13 protein-coding genes are annotated in these 24,165 nt (G+C 70.0%); 7 read left to right on the top strand and 6 right to left on the bottom strand.

Translation table 11 applies throughout. The features are described 5' to 3' along the window. Positions 1-81: 81 nt before the first annotated feature. Positions 82-4,035: a helix-turn-helix domain-containing protein gene (locus tag ABZ464_RS37015; protein WP_359284890.1), complete on the top strand. Its 3,954-nt coding sequence runs from the start codon at positions 82-84 to the stop codon at positions 4,033-4,035. A 211-nt stretch (positions 4,036-4,246) separates the two neighbouring features. Here the strand turns inward: ABZ464_RS37015 and ABZ464_RS37010 are convergent, their stop codons facing one another. From ABZ464_RS37010 to ABZ464_RS37000, 3 genes are all read right to left on the bottom strand, one after another. Continuing rightward, positions 4,247-4,399, bottom strand: coding sequence for a hypothetical protein (locus ABZ464_RS37010; protein ID WP_359284887.1), 153 nt, complete (start codon positions 4,397-4,399; stop codon positions 4,247-4,249). A gap of 26 nt (positions 4,400-4,425) precedes the next feature. Next, on the bottom strand, positions 4,426-4,824 hold the full coding sequence (locus ABZ464_RS37005) for a hypothetical protein (RefSeq protein WP_359284884.1): 399 nt from the start codon (positions 4,822-4,824) through the stop codon (positions 4,426-4,428). Between the two features lie 184 nt (positions 4,825-5,008). Continuing rightward, positions 5,009-5,158 carry a hypothetical protein gene (locus ABZ464_RS37000; RefSeq protein ID WP_359284882.1) on the bottom strand — a complete coding sequence of 50 codons (150 nt, stop codon included), beginning with the start codon at positions 5,156-5,158 and terminating at the stop codon, positions 5,009-5,011. A gap of 245 nt (positions 5,159-5,403) precedes the next feature. Between ABZ464_RS37000 and ABZ464_RS36995 the strand changes: the two genes are divergently transcribed. Further along, positions 5,404-5,769, top strand: coding sequence for a hypothetical protein (locus ABZ464_RS36995; RefSeq protein WP_359284879.1), 366 nt, complete (start codon positions 5,404-5,406; stop codon positions 5,767-5,769). 116 nt (positions 5,770-5,885) lie between these two features. On the opposite strand, the gene ABZ464_RS36990 is transcribed toward ABZ464_RS36995, so the two are convergent. Next, complete coding sequence (locus ABZ464_RS36990) at positions 5,886-6,251, bottom strand: hypothetical protein (RefSeq protein ID WP_359284876.1); 366 nt, start codon at positions 6,249-6,251, stop codon at positions 5,886-5,888. Between the two features lie 334 nt (positions 6,252-6,585). Here ABZ464_RS36990 and ABZ464_RS36985 point away from each other — a divergent pair, with 334 nt between their 5' ends. Then, positions 6,586-8,229, top strand: coding sequence for a serine/threonine-protein kinase (locus ABZ464_RS36985; RefSeq protein WP_359284873.1), 1,644 nt, complete (start codon positions 6,586-6,588; stop codon positions 8,227-8,229). An 870-nt stretch (positions 8,230-9,099) separates the two neighbouring features. Here ABZ464_RS36985 and ABZ464_RS36980 read toward each other — a convergent pair. Next, the gene (locus tag ABZ464_RS36980) at positions 9,100-9,627 is read right to left on the bottom strand and encodes a DUF4232 domain-containing protein (RefSeq protein ID WP_359284870.1); all 528 of its coding nucleotides are present in this window, start codon (positions 9,625-9,627) and stop codon (positions 9,100-9,102) included. A 554-nt stretch (positions 9,628-10,181) separates the two neighbouring features. Between ABZ464_RS36980 and ABZ464_RS36975 the strand changes: the two genes are divergently transcribed. From ABZ464_RS36975 to ABZ464_RS36960, 4 genes are all read left to right on the top strand, one after another. Further along, a complete protein-coding gene (locus ABZ464_RS36975; RefSeq protein ID WP_359284868.1) occupies positions 10,182-10,520 on the top strand; it encodes a hypothetical protein in 339 nt (112 codons plus the stop codon). A gap of 86 nt (positions 10,521-10,606) precedes the next feature. Beyond that, the gene (locus tag ABZ464_RS36970) at positions 10,607-11,536 is read left to right on the top strand and encodes a L,D-transpeptidase family protein (RefSeq protein WP_359284866.1); all 930 of its coding nucleotides are present in this window, start codon (positions 10,607-10,609) and stop codon (positions 11,534-11,536) included. Positions 11,537-11,823: 287 nt separating this feature from the next. After that, entirely contained in the window at positions 11,824-18,261 is a 6,438-nt protein-coding gene (locus ABZ464_RS36965) for an RHS repeat-associated core domain-containing protein (RefSeq protein WP_359284863.1), read from the top strand. A gap of 122 nt (positions 18,262-18,383) precedes the next feature. Beyond that, complete coding sequence (locus ABZ464_RS36960; RefSeq protein ID WP_359284860.1) at positions 18,384-19,052, top strand: hypothetical protein; 669 nt, start codon at positions 18,384-18,386, stop codon at positions 19,050-19,052. A 65-nt stretch (positions 19,053-19,117) separates the two neighbouring features. Here ABZ464_RS36960 and ABZ464_RS36955 read toward each other — a convergent pair whose 3' ends face one another. Next, positions 19,118-24,022 (bottom strand): LamG-like jellyroll fold domain-containing protein, encoded by a 4,905-nt coding sequence (locus tag ABZ464_RS36955; RefSeq protein WP_359284857.1) that lies wholly within the window; start codon positions 24,020-24,022, stop codon positions 19,118-19,120. Between the last annotated feature and the right edge of the window lie 143 nt (positions 24,023-24,165).

Raw genomic sequence — 24,165 nt, 5'->3', positions numbered from 1 at the left:
CCAGACACACCGTCGCCGAGCTGACCACTCGGCGTCAGAAACGGCGCCCTGTGCGCCGTTGGCCTCGGGGGCACACCACGTATGGACCACAAGGACGGCAGTCCGGCGCACCCGACGGCCGCCGCTCGACGGCGGCCGCAGCACGCGTCGTTCGGCACCGCACTGCGCGAACTGCGCCTGGCGCGCGGCCTGTCACTGGCCGACCTGGCACGGATCACGCACTACAGCAAGGGCTATCTGAGCAAGATCGAGAACGGCAGGAAACCCGTCAACGGCGATGTCGCGCGATGGTGCGACGACGCTCTGGAGGCCGACGGCGCCCTGCTCGCTCTGCTGCCGCCGGCCCTGCGGGAGGATTCGTCGGCGCACGGCGACGGCGAGAGTTGCCCCTATCCGGGCCTGTCGGCCTTCGGTCCACGTGACACCGGGCGCTTCTTCGGCCGGGATCAGGCGGTCGCCGCGCTCGTGAGGCGCCTCGCCCAGCGGTTCGGCAAGGGGCCGGTGGCCGTCGTCGCGCTCTCCGGGTCGGGCAAGTCCTCGTTGCTGGGAGCCGGCCTGGTCCCCGCTCTCGCGGACGGCGGACGCGGCACCGGCTCCGACGGGCCGCTCCCCGTCGACGTCGACCGTGCGTCGTTCGTCGGCGCCGACGCCCCGATCGTGATGTGCACTCCCACAGCGCGTCCACTGTCCGCCCTGACGCAGGCGCTGCGTGCCGCACTGCCCGCCGGTCTCCTCGACCACCTGCACGACGAGGACGGCCCGCCCGGCGAACGGTCCCGCCAACTCCTGGCGGCCCTCCGCTCCTTCACCGCTGCCCGCGAAGCCGCGCCCTGCACGGCCGCCGCCGCGCGACCACCCCACGGCTGTGTCCTCATCGTCGACCAGTTCGAGGAGGTCTTCACCCTCTGCGACGACGAGGCGGAACGCAGCGCCTACGTCACGACGCTCGTGGCACTCGCCGACAGCGACGAACCCGCGGCCGAGGGAGCGTTCGCCGTGGTACTGGGGGTGCGAGCCGACGTCACAGGACGCTGCCTGGAGTACCCGCCGCTGGTTCCGGTCGTCAGCGACGGACTGTTCGCGCTGGGCGCGATGACCACGGACGAACTGCGGGAGTGCATCATCCGGCCGGCCACGGCGACGGGCACCTCACTGGAGCCGGGACTGGTCGAACTGCTGCTGCGCGACCTGGGAGTCGCCGACACTTCCGATTCCGCGGGCGAGGGTCCGGACCCGGCCGTCCCGATCAGCCGTCCCGGGGTCCTTCCGCTGCTCGGACACGCCCTGCGGGAGACCTGGCAGCGGCGCAGCGACTCCACCATGACCGTGGCGGGTTACCTGGCGACGGGCGGGATCCACGGTTCCGTCGCCACCGCGGCCGAGGACCTCTTCGCCGCGCTGTCACCGGCCCGGCAGGACGCCGCCCGCCGACTGCTGCTGCGGCTGGTGCGCGTCGGCGAGGACAACGAGGCCTCCCGGCGGCCGCGCACCACGACCGAACTGCTCGACGGGCTGCGGGACCCGGCCGCCGCACGGGCCACTCTCGACGCACTGGTGACCGCCCGTCTGCTCACGGTGGACGCCGACCGCGTCGAGATCGCGCACGAGGCGCTGCTGCGGGCGTGGCCCAGACTGCGCACCTGGGTCAGGACGACGCGCGCCGATTTGCTCCTGCATCAGCAACTGGGCGCCGCCGCCCGCGAATGGGACCGGGAGAACCGCGACCCGAGCCTGCTCTACCGAGGGGCCCGGCTGACGGCCGCCCGGGAGTGGGCAGCCGGGCCCAGCGGCCGGGACAGCGTGCCGACGCCCGTGGAGGCCGACTTCCTGCGCGCCTCCGACCGGGAGGAGGACCTACGCCGACGCCTGTCGCGGCGCCGGGTACGCCAACAGCGGACGGGTGTCGTCGTGCTGACCGTCCTGCTCGCGCTGGCCCTCCTGGCCGGCGCAACGGTCTTCCAGCAGCGCATCTCCGCCGACGAACAGCGCAGGACGGCCCTGTCGCAGGCCATGGCGGCACGCTCCGCCCAACTCGCGTTCGGGCAGCCGGAGGCCTCGATGCTGCTGGCGGAGGCCGCCTACCGCACCTCGCGGACCACCGAGGCGCGGAGTGCGTTGCTCAGCACGCAGGCCAACGCCTTCGCGGGCCGGCTCACCGGCCACCGCGGGCCGGTGAACAGCGTGGTCTTCGGCCCCGGCCGGCAGCTGGCCTCCGCGAGCTCCGACGGCACCGTACGGCTGTGGGACGTCGTCACCCGACGGGGCGCCGGGGAGCTCGTCGGCCATCACGGGCCCGTGCGGTCCGTGGCCTTCTCACCGGACGGGCGCACCCTGGCCTCGGCCGGCTCGGACGCGACGGTCCGGCTCTGGTCGGTGTCAGCCCGACGCCAGATCGCCGTTCTGAAGGGACATCAGGGACCGGTCCGCGCGGTGACCTTCTCGCCCGACGGACGTACGGTTGCCTCCGCCGGCCGGGACGCCACCGTGCGCCTGTGGGACACGCGCACCGGGCGTCAGACCGCGCGGCTGCCGGGGCACTCCGGCGACGTCCTCGCGCTGGCGTACGCCCCCGACGGCTCCCGCCTGGCCAGCGCCGGGTCCGACCGCACCGTACGGCTGTGGAATCCGCGCACCCGCCGGGCCACCGCCGTCCTGAAGGGCCACAGCGGCGACGTCCTCGCGGTGGCGTTCAGCCCCGACGGCCGTGTCCTCGCCACCGGCGGAGCGGACCGCACCGTACGGCTGTGGGACCCCGCGACCCATCGGCAGACCGCCCTTCTCACGGGCCACGACGACGACGTGAACGGGCTCGCCTTCGGACCCGGCGGCCACACGGTGGTCTCAGCGGGGGGCGACGGCACGATCGTCCGCTGGGACGTCCACACCCGCCGCCCGGTCGACTCCTTCTCAGGTCACACCGACTACGTGATGGCCGTCGCCGTCGCGGAGAAAGGCGACCTGCTGGCCACCGCCGGCTTCGACGGGACCATGGCGCTGTGGGACCTCACCGGCCACACTCTCAGCGCGTACCCGGTCAGCGAACTGTGGAAGGCCGCCTTCAGTCCGGACGGCCGGATGCTCGCCTCCGCGGCGACGGACGGCGTCGTTCAGCTCTGGGACGTGGCACGCCGCGTCCGTATCCGCACCTTGACCGGCCACAGCGGCGCGGCCTACGCCGTGGCGTTCAGTCCGGACGGCCGGTGGCTCGCATCGGCCGGTGCCGACCACACCGTACGGCTGTGGCCCGTCACGGCCGACGGGGGCGCCCCGGTCGTGCTCACCGGTCACACCCGTGCCGTGTTCGACGTGGCGTTCAGTCCGGACGGCCGATGGCTCGCCTCCGCATCCGCCGACCACACCGTACGGCTGTGGAGGGTGTCGGCCTCGGGCCGTCCGGTGAGCGCGCGGGCCACGGTGCTCGCCGGGCACACCGACTTCGTGAACTGCCTGGCCTTCAGCCCCGACAGCGCCATGGTCGTCAGCGGCAGCGACGATCTCACCCTGCGGCTCTGGGACGTCTCGCGTGCCCGCCCTGCCGCCGTCCTCACTGCGAAGGGTGGCTCGGTGCGCGCCGTGGCCTTCGCTCCCGACGGCCACACCCTTGCCAGCTCCGGCAACGACGGCGTCATCCGGGTGTGGGACGTGGCCCGGGCCCGGGTGACCGGGTTGCTCGGCCAGCATGTCGGGTCGGTGCGGGGCCTGGCCTTCAGCCCCGACGGGCGTTCCCTCGCAAGCAGCGGCAACGACCGCACCGTGCGGGTGTGGGATCTCCGGAGGCGACGGCTCGTCGCGACCCTGACCGGGCACACCCGCGCGGTGTGGAGCGTCGCCTACGCCCCGGACGGCAGGTCGGTCGCCAGCGCCGGTAACGACGGCACCGTCCGACTGTGGGATCTCGGCATCACCGACCGCGTCACGGCCTTGTGTCGTGTGGTGGGCCCCGTCGACCACGGACGTTGGCAACGGCTGCTGCCCGGATACGCGTACACGGGAACCTGCGTGGACCGGCCCGCCCGGCCGGGGGCCACGCCGTGACCGACCCTCGCGCATCAGTCCCGACGTCCGAGCGCCGAGGGCAGTTTCCCGGGGGGCGTCGGGGTGCCGTCGGCGACCTCCACGCCTGGAAGCGCGGTGTGGGAACCATCCCCTTCGTACGAGGGGAGCCGTTGTTCATGCCCGCGCTGTGGGTTCGTCGCGACGGGAACATCCCCGCGCGTGCAGGGAGCAGGTGACCGGGATCTCGGCCTCAGTGCGGGTCGTCGGGGGACCGTCGCTGGTGCTGCTCTTCTTCGATGAGGCTCGGGAGGGAAGCGATCAGCGCGGTTGGCGCGCCGGTGAGGCGGATGTCGACGCCGAGGATGCCCGGGTGGCCGGGAGGCTGCACGTACAGACGCAGCACGCTGTCGTCCAGCAGCAGGAACCCGATCAGAAAGGGGCCTCCTCATCGCCGGGGTCCGAAAGGGCCCGCAGGACGGTGAGGGCCTGCCCCTGTTCGGGTTCCGCATCAGGAGTGATCTCCTTGGGACGGAGACGGATGACGGTCATCCCCATGGCTTCGCTGACGTCGCTGCTGCCGTAGAGCTGGGTGCCGGCCAGGGCGGTGCGCAGGAAGCCTGGGATGTAGTACGGGGCGACGGTGTCGTGGGGGATCCCGTACAGGAAGGTGGCGCCGTCCCCGTCTCCTGCGTGGACGGCGATCCGGACGGCGCCCGGGGCGGGCAGGACTCCGCGCAGGCGGCAACCCTCGGCGATGGGCGCGTTGAGGTAGTACAGCAACAGGCGGGTTACGGCCGCCTGCTGCTCCCGGTCTTCGGAATCGATCACTGGTTCATCCAAGCAGGGCACTTGTTGTTCGGCCGGTTGCGGCAGAAGGCATTGATGACGCCGATCTTCTGTCCCCGGCCGGCGTCGTACCTGCCGTCCTTGGACGTGAGCGTGTATTGAACGATCACGACGTACTTGACCTGCGCGGGCCTGCTGCCGGTCCAAATGGCGACGCCGTCGAACTTCAGGCGACCTTGCCCGTGGTTGCGGTCGACGTCGACGCGCAGTGAACTCGCTTGTCGAACGGGCCTGGTTGGGCCGGATCGGGCATGGCCTGCGCGGTCGAGGAAGTACCGGACAGAAGGGCTGCGGTGGTCAGGGCTGCGGCGGCCATGGGCGGATCTTCCTCATCGCGCGATCATGACATGCAAACCACACGGTGAGGCCAGGGTCGCCAGGGAGCTGCTGGCATCCGAGCGGCCGGAACGGCTGACAGACCGGTCGCGATGCGCCGTTGAGCTGGCCGAGCAGAACCTCGTGCAGCCTCTGCCGCATGCCGGCCTCGTTCCAGCCCTGCAACGATCACCCCAACACCCCGGCGAACGTTGCCTGTTGGGGTGTTCTGGGAGGATGGGCCACATGGACGAGGAAGCCCTCCCGATTCTTCACGTCAAGGACGAGCCTGGGGCGGTCGCGTGGTGTGGCTGTCCGGGCTTCACCAAGCAGGTGAAGGGTTGCATAGTTGCACTTCTGGTTTTCCCGCTGCTGCTTGTATCCGGGTGCAAGGGCAGATATGCGGAGCAGTACGAGGAGGGCTACCGCTTCGGTCAAGGGGGACCGGCGAGGCATCTCGGCGATCCCACTTCTTTCGACAACACCGGCGCGGCAGGGGCGGAGTGCGTCGAGCACGCAGAGGCACTAGATGTGGAAACATCCCAGAACTGGATGGCAGGCTGCATCGACGGTGCTCTGGGCCGACCGGCCGCTCCACCAACATCTCGTTAGTCCCGCATCAGGCGACATCCGCCCTGTCGGCCACCTTGCTCCAGGAGATCGGCAGGCTGTGCTCGGCTGGCTTGGACTTGGCGATCTTCTCGACGCCGATCGCGTGGGGGTCGAGTTCATGCAGGTAGGCGGTGGGGCGGTCGGTCCCGCAGGCCGCGCCCCCAACGCCGTGCCGACAGGCAGGCTGTCCAGGATGCGCCGACAACGGGCTGCTCGGCGTCGATCATCTGGTTGCCGGGGGCGTCATAGTGCGGCGCCCACTCCTGGTAGACGTCGGCCGCGCTGATCGTGCCCGGACTCGCCGTGACTCCCTCGGCGTGCGCGAGGGCGGGCACATCCAGCAGGGTGCGGATCTCGATGATCCCGGCCTCGACGAACGCCCGGTCGGCTCTCCCTTCCCTGAAGCCGCGCAGCAAAGCCGAGCCCTCGGACACCACCTCCTTCGGCTCCACCGGATTTCCGGCGCCTCGAGCGTCCGTCATCGGCGGACCGGATCACCTGCCACCACCGAGGCTGTTGACCGGCCCTTTCCACTGGTGACGCCGTCGGCCGCGAGCGTCCGGCCGCTGTGGGCGGACCGGAGGCGTGGCCGATCCGAGGATGGCCATGATCCTTGTCCGGGCCAGTTGCGGGGGTATCGCGGGGCGGTCCGCCATCACCGCGCTCCTCAAGTCGGATGGCAGAGCCGTTCGAGACGTGCGCAGCCCCGGGAATCCGGTGCCCTGTGCGGTGTGGGCTGTCAGAATGGCGGGGCCGTCACGACAGGGGAACAGGCGGCTGAGGGGACGAGGTGCCTGGGGTGGAACGGACGGTGCGATGAAGCCGCTGCGCGGCAGTGATCCGCGGGCTCTGGGACCCTACCGGCTCCTGGGCCGGCTGGGACTCGGCGGGATGGGCCAGGTGTTCCTGGCCCGTGCGCAGGACGGCCGGTTCGTCGCCGTCAAGCTGATCCACCCGCACCTTGCCGAGGAGCCGGAGTTCCAGCGCAGGTTCCGGCGCGAGGTCGCCGCCGCGCGCCGGGTGTCCGGTGCCGGTACGGCTTCCGTGGTCGCCTCCGACACCGAGGCCGACACCCCTTGGTTCGCGACGGAGTTCGTGCCCGGTCCGTCACTCCAGCAGGTGGTGGACGAGTGGGGCCGGCCTCTGCCGACCGCGGCGGTGTGGCACCTGGCGCGTGGGCTCGCGGCGACCCTGGGGGTCATTCATGGCGCCGGTGTCCTGCACCGGGACCTCAAACCGTCCAATGTGCTCATCACCCTGGACGGCCCCCGGGTCATCGACTTCGGCATCGCCCGGGCCGTCGACTCCAGCGTGGCCACCCGCACGGGTGCCGTCATCGGATCGCCCGGGTTCATGTCTCCGGAACAGGCGCGAGGAGAACGACTCGGCGAGGCGAGCGACGTGTTCGGCCTCGGCGCGCTGCTGGCCTACGCCGCGACCGGCCGCGGCCCCTTCGACGGTGAGGACGACGCACCGCACGCGGTCCTTGTCCGGGTGATCTCCCAGCCGCCCCGACTCGACGGCGTCGACGGCGCACTGCGCACTCTGATGGAGCGCTGCATGGCCGCGGATCCCGAGGACCGGCCCTCCCCGGCGGAGGTCGAGGCCGAGGCGATCCGTGCCGTGGGGGCGGACCTCCCCGAAGACGGCTGGCTTCCGCCGGAACTCACCACCCGGCTGGGCCAGGAGGCGGTACGGCTGCTCGCACTGGAGGGCCCGGTCCCCACCCAGGTCGACGGATCCGCTCACGCCCTGCACCACGCGCCCACCTCGACCTCCGCCCGCGTGCCCGGCCCCGCCGCCGGGACGCCACCGGCACCGGCCTACGCACCCGTGACGCCGGTCTTCTTCCCGCCCGCGCGCACGGGCCGCCGTACCCTGGCACCGCTGCTCACCGCGCTGGGGGTCGTCCTTGCCGGAGGGATCGCCCTGTCCGTCGTGCTGATGGCGCGCGACGACGGCGACGACGAGGCGGGCAGCCCGGGCGGTACGGCGACGACGGCACCGTACGGCGACGCGGCCGGCTCCACAGCTCAGCCGGCCGCGTCGCACGCACCGTCCCGCTCGCCGTCTCCTTCCGATCCCCCCGCCGCTTCCGGGGAGACCGGAGGCCCCACGTCGGCCCCGCCCTCGCCGCAGCAGTTCGACTTCGCCGGGACATGGCGGGGGATCGTGAACCAGGCGGACGGGGCCAGTGTCTACGACGTTCGGATCGAGTACACGGGAGGAGCCCGGGGCGAGCGCGTCGCCAAGGCCGACTACCCCACGTTGGGCTGCGGCGGGTACTGGACGCTGCGGAGCCGTACGTCCGACCGTGTGAACGTCGTGGAGCACCTCACCTACGGCGCCGGAAAGTGCCTGGACGACGTGGAGATCTCCCTGACCCGGCTTCACGACGACACCGCCCGGTATCACTTCGACGACGCTGGCACAGGCGAGGGCGAACTGGCGCGCGACTGAGTGCCCCGGCGTGGCGCATGAGATCTACGTCGGCGGCGCCGGTGTCGCGCCAGGCACTGCGCTCGCCCGGGGCCGGGGTCGAGGACGTGGATGTGCTGGACGAGGCCGAACGCCACCGCTTTGCGGCAGCAGCCGCCCGGCCGGGGTCCGTCACGTACAGATGCCCGCCGGGCAGCGCACGCCCGACGGAACGGGTGGCGGCAAGCGCCAGGCGCCGGGTGCGGGTCTGTGCGGTCACGTGGACCTTCGTCTCGGTGATGCGCGGGCGTCCTGCCCGGCCACATGCTCCCCGCCACGGTCAAGCCCTGGATGCGCTCCCGCTGACGGCCAACGGGAAGCTCGACACGGCATGGCTCCCGGCGCCCGGCCTGTCGGTAGGCCCTACCGCGCCGGCCACGCCGAAACCGGGAACCGCGACCTCGCCGACCGGCTGCGGGAGATCTGGAGCGCGCCGTACGCATCGGCTGCGCACTCCGCCCCCGTGGTCTGCCGTCACTACGGCTGCGGGAACTTCACCGCCATCCGACCATCCAGGAGCCGAAGGATCGAGCGATGGGTTCGTCCTCTCCAACGAGCAGCACGACGAGTACTCGGACCGGGACACCGTGGCCATCGATGAGGCGTTCAGGCTGGTGGAGCACACGGTCAGCACGGGATCCTGGCCGGCGGACGCGCACTGGGTCGTCGATGGCTGAGACAGCGACCAGTCGACGGACCGGATGAGGACGGCGGCGAGGTGGAGCGCGGACTGACAGACGATGGCGAACTGGCCGTGTGCGGGCCCGGACTGAGGCGCCGGCCCTCGAAGAAGAACGGCCGCGCTCCCGGGGGACGGAGGCGCGGCCGCACGGTTTTCGGGGCGTCAGGTGCTTACAAGGATATGGGGCCCACGTACGTCCCGGGGTGCGTGGCACCGTTCTGGCCGACGATGCTGCTGCCGGGCCAGGGGAGCGTGACGGAGGTGGTCGCGCCGGGGAGGGTGATCGTGGCGGAGGTCGCGTCGAACTCCGTGCCCATGCCCTCCTGCCACGAGATGTAGGTGATGGCGAAGTGTGCGCTCGTGCCCGGTGTCAGGGTGACCGGGATGTGGTCGTCGTTGTTGTGCAGCAGGGACCAGGTGTCACTGCCGGCGTTCAGGTCCACGTCGGGGAAGCCCTGAAGGCTGCAGGCGGTGCCGCTGGTGTTCGTCAGGTGGACGATCACGGGAATCTGCTCACCCGGGGCGCTGTAGTGGGCCTTGCCGTCGAACGCGATACGCAGGGCTGACGTGTCGCATGCCGGCGCGGTGGGGGCCGGGGCGTCGCCCGTTCCCGCGCTGGCCGTTCCCCCGGAGGCGGCCATCCCGAGGCCGAGAGCGGCGGTGACGGTGATGGCGGCAGTGAGGTTCCGTAAACGCATGGTGTGTCTCCTTTTTTACCGTTGGTCGGTAGGTGTGATCATCAATATTGTTGAGATTTTTTGACCGCTCTGTCACAGGCATATGATCAACTGTCGACAGAAGGACTCGGCACCGATACCTCTACGTATCGACGCCAGCAGGGGCAACTGGATGCTGGCGGTGCCGAAGCGGCCGATCCAGGTACCGCTGCCTGTCGGATGGCGAAGGCGGTCGCGAGCTCCATCACGGCCAGGCCAGGCCCGGCACGGCCATATGTGTGCCGTTGATCTGCTTCATGTTCGGCACGACGGCCTGGCGCCGGTGGAGGTTTGCCCGCCGGGGTGTTGTCACCCGACCGGATACGGGGCCTGCCCGGTCAGGGGCGGGTGCTGAGGTAGCGCGGGGACGGGGCGGTCTCGACTGCGGAGATCGGCAAGGGCTAGGAGTACGCCGGGGACGAAGTCGTCCCGGGACAGGTCGCGGCCAGCCCTGCAAGCTCCGGCGCCAGGCCCTGGAGCGCTCCTCGAAGGTGGCCTTCGCGACGTACGTCCGGTCGGGCCGGGAGGGACGCGGCATGCTGCGCGTGCGCGAGGACGTCATCGTGCCGCACGCGATGCTGTGGCCTGATGAGACCCGTGACCCGGGCGAGCTGCTGCCGCCGTCGACGGAGGTGTCGGACGAGGAGATCGCCGGCGCGCTCGAGGCGATCGGGGAGGAGAAGCCCCTCCCCGAGACGCCGGAGCCGAAGATCGGACCGCCGCCGAGAAGCCGATGCCCGCGCCCACCCCGATCCGGGCCGACAGCGTCAACGGGAGCCCCGGCTCCGACAGTTGTCGCAGGGGAGGAAACCCATTGCCAAACCATTGGCAATGGCACACCGATTCGTGTGCTCACCACCAGTCATAATCCTTAGCGCGTAGACGGATTGTTTCCTGGCAACTTCGTTTGCGGAAGCCGTCGAGTCACACACCTCTTACGACTCTGGAGAGTTCTCCTCGTATGCCGGCCTCTTCCGGGCGCCACGCCCGCCCCCGCACCACCCCGCTGTTGCGCAACACCACCACCGCGGCGTCCCTCACCGCCGCCGGGATCAGCGCCGGTCTGTTGGGTGCCACTGCCGCCCAGGCCGCCACTCCCGCCGGTACCACCCCCGTCAGCAGCTACACCGTCGTCAGCGGTGACACACTGTCCGGCATCGCCGCCAAGGAGCATGTGCCGGGCGGCTGGACCGCGTTGGCCGAGGACAACCACATCGTGTCCCCCTACGTGATCCGACCTGGTGAGAAGCTCATCCTGCCCGCTGGTTCGTACATCACCAAGCCCACCGTCTCGCCCTTCCCCGTCACGGTCACCGTCGGCAAGGCCACCCAGGTCATCACCGTCAAGGCCAGTGGTTCCCACGCCACCGTCACCAGCTGGCAGAAGAGCGGCAGCAGTTGGCACCAGGTCCTCACCGCCACCGCCCGGATCGGCGCCAAGGGCATCACCAGCGGCGCGACCCGCAAACAGGGCACCGACACCACCCCCACGGGCACCTACACCATCACCCAGGGGTTCGGCGTCGGCGCCAACCCGGGTACCAAGATGCCCTACCACAAGGTGACCAATGCCGACTGGTGGGTCGAAGACCCCACGTCTGCCTATTACAACCAGATGCGGACCTCCACCCAGGGCGGCTTCCACCTCACCGAAACCGGCGACGACGGCAGTGAGCACCTGATCGAGTACCCCACCCAGTACCACAACGCCCTGGTCATCAACTACAACATGGACCCTGCGGTCAAAGGCCGCGGTGCCGGGATCTTCCTGCACGACCTCGGTCCGCAAGCCGGGCCCACGGCAGGCTGCGTGGCGCTGCCGGCCGCCGCGATGACCCAGATCATGCAATGGATCGACCCCGCCGCTCACCCCGTCATCGCCATTGGCTGACATGGCCGGACACGGCCAGGCTTTTGATTCGGTAATGCCCACGCCTTTGCGTTGAATCAATCGCGCCATTTTCTCGTCAAATCGCTTCTCTGGTCATGCAGACGGCCGAGGGGCTATTTCGGCATCGCTCGATGCCCTGATCACCACACCAAAACATGACTCATGCGAGTCCATCTCCAGGGGGTAGGCCTGCTATGGCAAAGGGAGAAACCCGACCGACCGTCAGAACCTGGAGACGTATACCCCGGTCTTCCCTCGTCCGGGGCCTCCTCGCCACCGCGGTGACCATGGCGGTCGCGGTGACGACCCTGGCCGCCGCACCCGCGGCGCACCGGCAACCCCCCGTCCCGCATCCCACCAAGCCGGTCCCGGTCCACGCGGTGACCTCGCACTACCGCAAGCCGAAGAAGCCGTCGTCCTGGCAGCCGGCGAAGGTGGTCTGGCCGACCGGTTCCGCTCGCGTCGACCCGCCCGGCGCCGGCGGGCGAGCCGGCTCCCTGCCGGTGTGGCTCAACGCGGCAGGCCACGGCGCCGACGCCTCGCACACCGCCTCGCATCGGTCCGCAAGCGGTGCGACGGTCACCGTACTGCCCCGGTCGGCCGCGAAGGCCGCCGGTGTCGACGGCGTCCTGCTGAGCGTCGTACCCGATACGAAGTCCCAGGTGCGTACGGCGCGTCTGACCGTGGACTACCGGTCGTTCGCCGACGCCTATGGCGCCGACTGGGCCTCCCGGCTGCATCTGGTCGCGCTGCCCGCCTGCGCGCTGACCACCCCGAAGGCGTCCGCATGCCGGACCCGGACGGCTCTGAGGTCCAGGAACGACGCCACCGGCGGCAGGGTCTCCGCCGATGTGTCGCTGCGCTCGTCCGCGGTCTCCGAGTCCACTCCGCAGGCTTCCGCCTCGTCGGCCCCCATGGTCTTCGCCGCGACGTCGTCGTCCGGCGGCGGTGGCGGCGGTGACTTCTCCGCCACCTCCCTCAAGCCGTCGGGTTCCTGGCAGGCGGGCGGCAGCACCGACGCCTTCGACTGGTCGTATCCGCTCAGCGCCCCCACCGTCCCGGGCGGACTCGCCCCGGGACTGAAGATCAACTACAACTCGCAGAGCGTCGACGGGCTCACCTCCTCGACCAACAACCAGGCGTCCGTGGTCGGCGACGGTTTCTCCCTGCCCGAGAACTACATCGAGCGTTCCTACCGGTCCTGCCACGACAACCCGTCGGGGACGACGAAGACCTGGGACAACTGCTGGTCCTCCGACAGCCGGTTGACACTGTCGCTCAACGGGTCGACCACCCTCCTCGTCAAGGACGACAGCACCGGGACCTACCGCGCCCAGGGCGACGCCGACGAGCGGGTCCAATACCTGACCGGCGCGTCCAACGGCGCCCAGAACGGTGAGTACTTCCGCGTCACCACCCCTGACGGCACCCAGTACACCTTCGGCCTCAACCATCTGCCCGGGTACGCCAGCGGTGACGCGGCCACCAACTCGGTGCTGACCGAGCCGGTCTACGCCACCGCTTCCGGGCAGCCGTGCTACAACGCCACCTTCTCCTCCTCCTGGTGCCAGCAGGGCTACCGGTGGATGCTTGACTACGTCAAGGACACCCACGGCGATGTGATGTCGTCCTTCTACACCGACGACACCAACTACTACGCCCGGGATCTGGGCAGCACCGCCAACACGTCCTACCTTCGCGACGCCCGGCTGACGAAGATCCAGTACGGCCAGCGTGACGGCTCGGTGTACACCACCAGCCCCGCGGCCCAGATCAACTTCACCTACAACGGCCGCTGCAAGACCACCTCGACCGGCTGCGCGGTCTCCGGACTGTCCTCCTCCACGGCCTCGAACTGGCCGGACGTCCCCTACGACCTGAACTGCGCCAGCGGCGCCGCCTGCACCGCGCAGTCGCCGTCCTTCTGGTCCGAGTACGAGCTGACCGGCGTCCAGACGCAGGAACTGGTCGGAACGACCGAGACCAATGTGGACTCCTGGGCGTTCACCTACGCCTTCCCGGCCACCGGTGACGCCACCACCCCCTCGCTGTGGCTGTCGTCCATCGTGCGCACCGGGCAGGACACCAGCGCCGGAGGATCGTCCGGCTCACTCGCCATGGCACCGGTCACCTTCTCCGGCACACCGCTGTCCAACCGCGTCGACCTGACGGACGGTTACGCGCCCATCACCCGCTACCGGTTGAACACCATCACCACCGAGACCGGCGAGATCATCAGCGTCGGGTACTCGGCGCCCGCGTGCGGCAGTGCGATCCCCAGTGACGACAGCCAGAACACCTCGCTGTGCTTCCCGTCGTACTGGACGCCCAGCGGACTCACCGCCCCCATCAAGGACTGGTTCAACAAGTACATCGTCACCACCGTCACCCAGCAGGACCCGACCGGCGGCGGCGTCGCCGACGACACGGTCACCACCTACACCCCCGTGGGCAGCCCCGCCTGGCACTACGACGACAACCCACTGACCCCCTCGGATCAGCGCACCTGGAACGAGTGGCGTGGGTACCAGGGGATGAAGGTCTCCACAGGCACCGCCCCGGACCCGAGGACGGAGACCGACTACACCTACTTCCGCGGCATGGACGGCGACACCCTCCCGGGCGGCGCCACGCGCTCGGCGAGCGTCACCGACTCGCGCGGGGACACCGCGGTCCCGGACTCCGACCAGTACGCCGGACTGACGTACGAGACGATCCTCTACAACGGATGGAACTCGGGCAAGGTCGTCAACGACACCGTCACCGACCCCTGGTCCTCCCCGGCCACCGCCACGCACACCCTCAGCGGCGGCCTGCCCGCCCAGAAGGCGTACCTCACGGGCACCGCGCGCACCCGGGTCTACACACCGCTCGCGTCGGGCGCCACCCGCGAGACGGAGACCGACAGCACCCATGACTCCGACGGCCGGGTGACCGGCACCGACGACAAGGGCGACGTCTCCACCACCTCGGACGACATCTGCACCAGGACGACCTACGCCGACAACACCTCCGCGTGGATCCTCGACACCCCCGACGAGACCGACACCGTCTCCGCCGACTGCGCCGACACCCCTTCGCTTCCCGGTGACGCCGTGTCGGACAAGCGGATCTTCTACGACGGCTCGACCACGTTCGGGGCCGCCCCGACCGTCGGCGATCCGACGACGACCCAGCAGGTGACCTCCTACAGCGGCTCGACACCGACCTGGTCGACGATGTCCGCGCTGACCGTCGACGAGTACGGCCGCACCCTGTCCAGCAGCGACCCCGACCAGCGCACCACCCACGTCGCCTACACGCCGGCCACCGGCGCCTCGCCCACCTCCGTCACCACCACCGACCCCCTCACCCACACCGTCACCGAGACCCTCGACCCGCTGCGCGGCCTGGAACTGAGCCAGACCGACGCGGCCGGCTACGTCACCAAGGCGCAGTACGACGCCCTCGGCCGCACCACCGCGGTCTTCCGGCCCGGCATCACCGCCGCGAGCACCAAGTACACCTACGCCCTCGCGCAGTCCTCGCCCAGCGTGGTGTCCACCCAGACGCTCAACGACGACGGCAGCTACGCCGTCAGTGAGTCGCTCTACGACTCCTTCCTGCGCCTGCGCGAGACCCAGACCGCCACGGTCGACGGCGGACGGACCATCACCGACACCGTCTACAACACCGACGGATGGGTCGCCAAGACCACCAACCCCTACTACACCACGGGCGCTCCGGGTGCCACGCTCGTCCAGGCCCAGGACGGCCAGATCCCGTCGGAGACCGGCTTCACCTACGACGGAGCGGGTCGCAAGACCCTCGCCACCGCCTACGCGCTGGGCACCGAGACCTGGCACACCACCACGATCTTCGGCGGGAACTTCACCACCACCGTCCCGCCGGCCGGAGGCGTCGCAGAGTCCCGGCTCACCGACGCCCGCGGGCACGACACCGACCTCTACCAGTACCACTCCGGCGTCCCGGCCGACCCGGTGAACGACCCCGGCGGCGACTACGCGGACACCCACTACACCTACAACCCCGACGGATCGAAGTCCGGCGAGACCGACCCGGCCGGGAACACCTGGAGCTGGCACTACAACCTGCTCGGCGACCAGACCTCCGCGAGCGACCCGGACGCCGGCACGTCGAGCGCGACGTACGACAACGCCGGACAGGTCCTCACCACCACCGACTCCCGCTCCAGGACGACCAGCTACTCCTACGACGCGGGCGGACGCAAGACGGCCGCTTACGACACCACGGGCGGCGCCACCCCCTCCACGAGCGACCAGATCGCGGCGTGGACGTACGACACCCTGAAGAAGGGCCTGCTCACCTCCTCGACCTCCTACCAGCTCGGCACCTCCAGTCCCACGGTGACCAACGCCGTCCTCGCCTACACCAGCCTGGGCGAGGCGGCCGCCACCCGCACCACCCTCGCCAACCTCCCGGCCGACGAGGCCGCACTCGCCCCCTCCGGCGGGTACACCACCTCGTACACCTACAAGACCACCGGCACCCCGGCCACCCAGCAGGACGCCGCGGCCGGCGGACTGCCCGCCGAGACCATCGCGACCGGATACGACCAGTACGGCGACCCCACCAGCCTGGCCAGTACCGGCACCACCGCCTGGACCTACGTCAACTCCGTCGGCTACGACGAGTACGGCCACCCGCTCCAGTACTCCATGGGCCCGAGCACCGGCTGGGTCGACCTCACCCTGCAGTACGACCCGCAGACCGGCCAGCCCACCGACGCCAGGACCACCGACTCCAGCAGCTCCACCGTCGTCGACGACATCTCCTACAAGTGGTCCGACAACGACCTCTCCAAGGGCACGGGCCTGCTCGCCTCGGTGACCGACGCGCAGAACGGCGGCGCCACCTCCGACACCCAGTGCTACGCCTACGACTGGAACGTCCGGCTGTCCGCCGCCTGGACCGCGACCGACCACTGCGCCACCGCCCCGTCGGCCGGGAGCAGCTCCATGGTCGGCGGACCCGACCCCTACTGGGAGAGCTGGACCTACCGCGCCGACGGCGGCCGCCTGACCGAGACCGACCACGACACCGGCGGCGACACCACCCACGACACCACCACCACGTACGCCTACCCGCCGGCCGGCTCGGCCACCGACCAGCCGCACACCGTCACCTCCACCACAGCCACCGGCCCCGGTGCCACGGCGAACACCGCCTCCTACACCTACGACAGCGCGGGTGACACCACCACCGTCAGCGGCGGAACCCTCGGCAACCAGACCCTGACCTGGAACGACCAGGACAAACTGGCCACCGACACCACCTCCGCCGGCAGCACCGGCTATCTCTACGACGCCGACGGCAACCTCGTGCTGCGCACCGGCCCCGGCCGGGCCAGCCTCTACCTCGACGACGAAGAGATCATCGAGAACACCGGCACCCACACCCTCAGCGGCACCCGGTACTACACCATTGGCAGTACCACCGTCGCGGCCCGCAGCAGCAGCGGTGACATCCAGTACCTGATCCCCGACCGCCAGGGAACCGACACCCTCTCCATCGACTACCAGACGCAGGCCGTCACCCGCAGGCAGTACCTCCCGTTCGGCCAGGTCCGCGGCACCGCGCCCAGCTCCTGGCTCGGGGACAAGGGCTATGTCGGCGGAATCTCCGACGCCGGCACCGGCCTCGAGAACCTCGGCGCCCGGGAGTACGACGCGCAGACCGGTCGCTTCGTCTCCCTCGACCCCGTCCTCGAGTCCTCGGACCCCACGCAGATCTCCGGCTACGACTACAGCGGGAACGATCCGGTCACCGGCAGCGACCCCACCGGAGCCAGCTGGTTCAGCTCCATCAGCAACGCCGTCTCCGGCTTCGCCCAGACCGCCAACGACGTCATGCAGCGCACCGACTGGGCCCAGGCGGCCCTCGGAGTCGGCGAACTGATCCTGGGCGCGGCGGCCGACACGGGCGGAACGGCCCTCATGGCGACGGGCATCGGCGCCCCGCTCGGCGCGGCGCTCGACGTCGCCGGCACCGGACTGGCCATCTCCGGCACCGCTACGGCCATCGGGGCGGTGGCGGGCCCGAACATCGCCTACGCGGTGCAGGACGGCGACGGCGGTGGCGGCGGCGGCGGGGACCCCACGCACGAGACCGCGTCCAGCACCAGGGACGACGCCGCGGCAGCACTCCGTGACGAACACAGGGGTTCCAAGAAGCAGGAGCTGCTGACCGAGGAGAACTCCTACAAGGCACTGGAGGGCGGGCCGGAGGACACGACGGCGGAGATCAATCCGGAGAGGAAGGGAAAGAACGAGCAGGGGCAGTTGAATCCGGACCTCAAGCTCCTGGACCGGCAGGGGAACGTCGCCGGCTACCGCGAGGTCAAGACGATCGAGAACCCCAACCAGAATGCCTTCATGAGGCAGCTGTCGAAGGGCGCCAGCCAGCTCAAGGCCATGAAGGCGAAGATCAACGAGATCTTCTTCCAGGTGCCCAAGACAACGGATGCCTACAAGTTCCTGCGGGCCTGGCAACAGCAACCGGGCCGGAACCTCTCGAGCTGGCGCGGATACACCGTCCGTATCGTGGACGACACCGGAGAGGAACTCGGCACCTACGACCTCGGGGATTCCGGTCTCCATGACCTGAGCAAGGGCGGCGGAGGCGGAGGGGACTCCGGCCCTTCGGACGCGGAGCGGCAGGGGTTGCTGAACAAGGAGAGGGCGATGGAGGCCGAGGGTTTCTGAGCGACGTCGGCCGGTAGGGGGCACCGTACGGTGCCCCCTACCCGTACGCTCGGTCAGCCGCGGGCGTCAACACAGGTGATCGGCCCGGCGGGCAGTTCAACGCCGGGGGAGTGGAGAAAGACATGCAGTATCCCGTTGACATCGTGTGCTACCGGTGCGCGATCGTGCTGCCCGTGCTCGACACTCCGGTCGGGCGTGCGGCCTGGTGGAGGTTCATGGAGGAGCACGCCTACCACCCGGTCGAGATCCTGTGGGAGCACTCCGAGGCCTGGGAGCGGATCGACATCGACTTCATCCAGGTGGACAGCGACATCAGCAGCGATCCCTCGCTCGCCGAGTACGCGAGCGACGACTGGACGGGCCGCCCGCTGGCTCTGCATCCCCGGCCGGTTGCCCGCGCGGTGGCCGCGATCGTGACACGGGTGGAGGAAGCCTTCGGCGCCCGTGAGTGGCAGGCCGCACCGGGCGACGCCGTCGTGGCCGAGTGGATCCTGGAAGTCATGGACTTCGCCCCACCGCCCGGGGCGGTGGTCGACGCGGCGGCTGTCCGTGCCCGCGTGGCCGCCGTGGAAGCGGCGCGGGAGAGGCTTCACCAGGCCGCGGCCGAACCGGTCGGCGAGCACTTCGGTGCTCTGCTGAAGGAGCTCCTGCATACCCTGCCTTCCGCCGTGGAGCTGCCCGTTCAGGAGCTGATCGCCGAGAGCGGTCCGCCGGCCTCCCCCCGGCTGTGGGACGTCGAGCGGGCGCTGCGACTGACCCAGCATTTGCTCAACCACATCTCCATCCGGTAGCCGGAGCACGGACGACGGAGGGGGCGGCCCGGGTGTGGGCCGCCCCCTCCGCGTTTCTGCGCAGATCAGGGAATCTGCTGGTACAGCGCCGTGATCTGGTTGGCGCTCAGGGTGTAGTTCCAGGCCTGCACGTCACTGACCGAGCCGGGCAGGTAGTCGGTCCGGTCGCCGTCGTAGAGCGCACGTCCGACGGTGAAGGAGCCGGTGCTGCTCCAGGGCGTGACTCCTGTCGTGGTGGCGGCGAGGGCGCCGTTGACGTAGAGGCGTCCGGTGCGGGTGGCGGCGTTGTACGTGCCGACGAGGTGGGTCCAGGTTCCCGCGGTGGCTCCGGCCGCATAGGCCCCGTGTGAGGTGGGGTCGGCCACGTCGCTGTCGGTGAAGGTCATCGACCAGGCGGGCTTGTTCTGGGCCGAGTAGTCGTACTTGAGGAAGAAGGCGCTGTCCTCGGTTCCGTCCTGGGCGGCGACCGTGACGTTGTGGGTCGGCAGCGATGCCAGGTTCACCCACGCGGAGACCGAATAGCTGCCCGTGGTGTCGAGCACCTGGGCGCCGCTCGTGGCGTCGCCGCTCGTGCCGTCCAGGGTCAGGACGGTGCCCCGGGTGGCGTCGGTCGTCCAGGTCGTCGTGCCGTCGAGGGTGAGCGGACTGTTGCCCAGGCCGGGATTGGCCAGGTTGGCGTTGAGGGTGTTCAGGGAGTCGGTCGCCGCGGTGTCGGTGGCCACCGGCATCCCGGTGCCGTCGTCGAGGTTCCAGGTGTCCTGGGGCGACAGCAGTGCGGTGGCCAGTGCGCCGAAGGCGGGGTCGGTGAGGTTGACGTGGTCGCCGTAGTCGGCACCGGAGGCGAGTCGCTCCTCGCCGTTGCTGTCGGGAGCGGGGTCGGCGACGGCGGCGTCGAAGTCGGCGAAGTACGTGGCCGGAGTGGCCCACGGGTTGCCGAGGTTCATTCCGCCGAGGAAGGCGTTGACGTCGGTGCGGTAGCCGTCGACCGTACTGGTGCACGGGTCGTCGGGTGTCGCGCCGTCGCCGGTGAAGCCGTCGCAGGGGGTGAGGGAGGTGAGGACGACGTTGATGCCCCAGGCCTGCAGTTGCTGTACGAGGGCGGTGTAGCCGTTGCCCTCCAGTTCGTCGCTGGTGCTGCCGGCGAGCAGGTCTTCCAGACCTTCGTCGACGATGACGGTGTTGATACCGGGCTGGTCGAGGATGTCGCGGTCGATGCGGGACAGGGCGGCCGGTCCGCCGATGGCCGAGCCGTTGTACGTCTCGGGATTGTCGGTCATCAGCTGGTTCGACTCGATCCCTTCGGCGAGCACACCGTAGGGCGTCGCGGCCGTGGGCTCGGCAGCGGTCAGTGTGTCGGAGACGCGGTAGCCGTTGGAGTTCGGCAGCGTGGTGTCCGGCTGGAACGGGTCGAGCAGATGGTCGCCGAGCACTGCCTCGGTGGGTACGTTCGCGGACGTCACGTCGAGGTCCGTGACCAGGTCCGTGAAGTTGCCGTAGGCGGCGGCGGTGGTGGTGAACGGCGTTCCGGTGGTGTCGGTGGTCAGGTCTCCCGATCCGACGGAGCTGACGTACTCGTAGGAGCCGCTGGCATAGGAGTGCTGGACTAGATAGGGGACGGAGTTGGTGAGGTCGTAGGAGACCAGCAGGTACTGATTCGCGGCGACGTTGAAGCCGATCGGGTCGCTGTACACCATGCCGCCCTCGGGCACGGTGACCGACTGGCTGCCGCCGAACTTCAGCGTGGTGATCGTGCCGGTGGGTACCGCCGAGGGGGACGAGGCGTTGGAGCTGAGCGCGATCGTGGCGTGCCCGATGGACAGCTTGCTGGTTCCCAGGCCGTTGTCCAGCTTGATGCGCACCGTGCTGCCGGACAGGGACGGCTTGAGCGCGATCCGGAAGGACTGGTTGGAGAAGTTGCCGCTGAGGAAGTCGTAGTTGCCCTCGTTGGGGTTGGCCCAGGCGCCGGTCCAGGACTGGCCGGAAGCCGCGCCGGCGTAGGCGCCGTTCGCCTCCGGGGTGCCCGCCGTGGTGTTGCGGGTGCCCATGCCGAAGATGTGCAGGGCCTGCTCGTGCGGGCCGGTGCCGGTGGAGATGTCGGGCAGGGTGACCGAGGAGACGGTCTTGGCCGGGTCGAGGGGGACGGAGAAGGCGTAGAGGCGCCGGGCGGCGGTGGTCTGGCCGCTCGCCGCGTTCTTGTGCGGCAGTACGACGGCGGCGATGGGGTTCACCGCGGAGGTCCAGTCGGGAACGGTCAGGTCGTACGTGGTGCTGGTGCCGTCCGCGTAGGTGACGGTGCCCGTTCCGGGGCAGGCCCCGACCGGCGTGGTCCCGGTGAAGCAGTAGCTGCCCGTGACCGATGTCCCGTCGGGCACGTACGGGGCCGTGGAGTCGCCCGCTATCGAGCCGGGACTCGACAGGCCGGAACCCGTGGAGGTGCCGACGAACACCAGGGCGCTGCCGGAACCGCTGTAGGTGATGGTCTGGTTGCCGGCCAGGACGTTGTCCTTCTGGCCGGAGCCGAAGGCGGGCAGGGTGACGGTGGCGCCGTCGACGGTGACCTTGCCGCCGCTGGTCCATCCGGCGCCCGCCATGTCGGTCGCCGACAGGCTGTTGCCGGAGCCGTCCAGGTCCGCGAGCCCCATGTTGCTGTCGGAACTGATGCCGACGTTGTCGAAGCAGGCGCTCAGACTGGCGCAGGTGGTGGCGGTGTGCCCGGCGGCGATGAACGGGTAGGCGAACTCGCCCGAGTCGTCACCGGCGCCGTCGACCGAGTACACGTACAGCGTGTGGGGGCCGGGCGAGGGCGGAGTGATCGAGACGGTCGCGCTGTTGGTCGTCGTGGTGACGTACTGGCCGCTCGGCGGGTTGCTGGTGGCCGGCGGGACGTCGAGGTGGTAGACGAACTTGGTCGCGGTCGTACCGGCGCCCTTGAGGTCGAACTTGCCGACGGTCCCCGCGCTCGCTCCGACCACGCCGTCATTCTGATCGGTGTTCGGATACAGGCTGTTCTCCGACGTCACCGTCGGGGTGTCCGGCGCGGTGGGCTCGGCCGTGAAATGACAGGTGGGGGACTGGGTGTAGGAGGTACTGGCCATCCCGTCGCTGACCTTGACGTCCCAGTCCACGATCTTGCCGTTGGCGAGCCCGGAGATGAAGGACGACGGCAGCGGCACGCTCGCGTAGGCGTTGCTGGAGAGGTTGTCGCCGCTGACGAGAGTGGACTTGGTGGTGGACCCGTCGACCCAGTACTGGAAGGTCGCCTGGAGCTTGTCCGCGTTGGGGTCGGAGATCTTGGCCTTCAGCACTGGCGGCGTGGAGGCGATGGTCTTGCCCATGTACGGGTAGTACGGACCGGTGGTGTCGCACGCCGCGTCGTCCGCGCCGGAGACCGCCGACATGGTGCCCGCCGTCGGGGCGCTCGGCGGGTTGTCGAAGAAGATCTGCAGCGTGGGATTGTGCGAGAAGCGCTTGAAACCGAGGTCGTTGTGGTTGGACTCCATCGAGTCCTCGCTCAGCGTCGCCGTGAAGCTGCTCGAATGCCCGCTGGCCGCGCTCTTGATCGGAGTCAGGACGTTGAGGCCGTTGCTGACCGAGCCGTTCGACGGGCAGTACGTCGGGTTGTAGGCCGGACCGAAGCTCGCGGAGGTGGAGTAACTGTTGTAGCCGGGTCGGTTGCTCCAGTCGGTACCCGAACCGATGCCCTTCGACCAGTGAAGATTTACCGTCGCGGAGGTGGAGCACGAAGCGGAGTAGACGGCGGTGGCGTCCACTTCGGCACTGCTGATGGTCGCCCCCCAGATGGTCTTGGACAGCGACCACTGGTAGATCGCGTGCTCGTCACCGGTGTTGCAGTAGCCCTCCGGCCATCCGTTGTAGCCGACACCGAGGTTGCCGTTGTCCGCGAGGGCGGTCGTCTTGTTGTAGAACGACGTGCCCGGGCAGCCCTGCTTCACCTCGTCGAAGGCCGGGCTGGTGTAGTCGACGGGGTGCCAGTTGACGGACGGGTCCACGTAGACGGGCCACACGGTCGAACGGGCGGCGAGCATACGGGCGTCCGGCACCAGCGTCAGCGCCCTGGAGGTCACCTTGGCACGGACGGGCGCGACACGGGCCGCGAGCCCGGGGTGGCCGGCGTCCGAGGCGTCGGCCGCGACCCTCGCACCGGCGGGCATGCGAGAGGCGGGCAGGGTGCGGTTGGAGTCCCACTGCAAAGGGGCAGGCGCGTCGGCGACCACGTGACCCTGACGGTCGGTCACCACCAGGGTGCCGCCGGCGTTCTCGGTCATCCGGCCGCCCCGCACGTTCGCGCCCAGCCGCAGCGAGGAAAGCGCCGCGTTCTTCGCTGCGTGCGCGGAGTGCACGACCAGGGTGTCGCTCAGACCGCCGGCCGGGGTCGCAGAGACGACCAGGTCCACGCCGGGCATCACGGAGCGGTAGGTCGCGCTCTCTTCGGAGATCACCGGAGTGGGCAACCTCGTCGGCCAGGACAAGGACAGGGACACCCCGCCCGAACGGGTCACCGCCAGCGGGCCGTTGCCGCCGCCGGAGAAGGAGACCCGTCCGTAGGCCGTGGCTCTGGGGGCCCATGTGCCGTCGGCCCGGCGGCGCAGGCGCAGGTCCACGGGAGCCCATCGGCCGGCCTGTTCGACCCGTACGGGGATCGGGTTGGAGGAGAGTCCGAACTTTCCCGAGGGCAGGGCTTCGACGACTTCGGTCGGCGTGGTCAGCGCGTCGACGGCAACGGGCTTGCCGGTCCGCACCGCCCGGACCGCCGCCGCCTGCATCGCTGCCTGCTCGGCCGGGGTCGCACCGTAGCCGCTGGGCAGCGGGACCAGGTTCTTCGCCTTGGGGGCGGTCTTGCCCAGCGGTTCGCCGGAGCCCGTCGAACTCCTCGTATGCGGGCTCGGTGCGGTGGCCTGGGCCGGAGTGAGGCCCAGGACGCCGAGGCCCAGGGCCAGCAGCCCGGTCACGGCGACTCGGCACCAGCCTGAGCGCCGACCGGCGCGGGGTATGTGCATGAGTGGAGACTCTCCAAGTCGACACCGGAACACCGGCTGAGTCAAAGGATGGGGAGCGGTCGAGGAACACCTGACGCGCCCTCGCCGCTGTGAAG

The organism is Streptomyces sp. NPDC005820 (assembly GCF_040630255.1).
In the GTDB taxonomy this organism is placed as follows: Bacteria; Actinomycetota; Actinomycetes; order Streptomycetales; family Streptomycetaceae; genus Streptomyces.
Note: the sequence above shows the minus strand (reverse complement) of the source record. Positions and strands in the feature narration are given on the sequence as shown.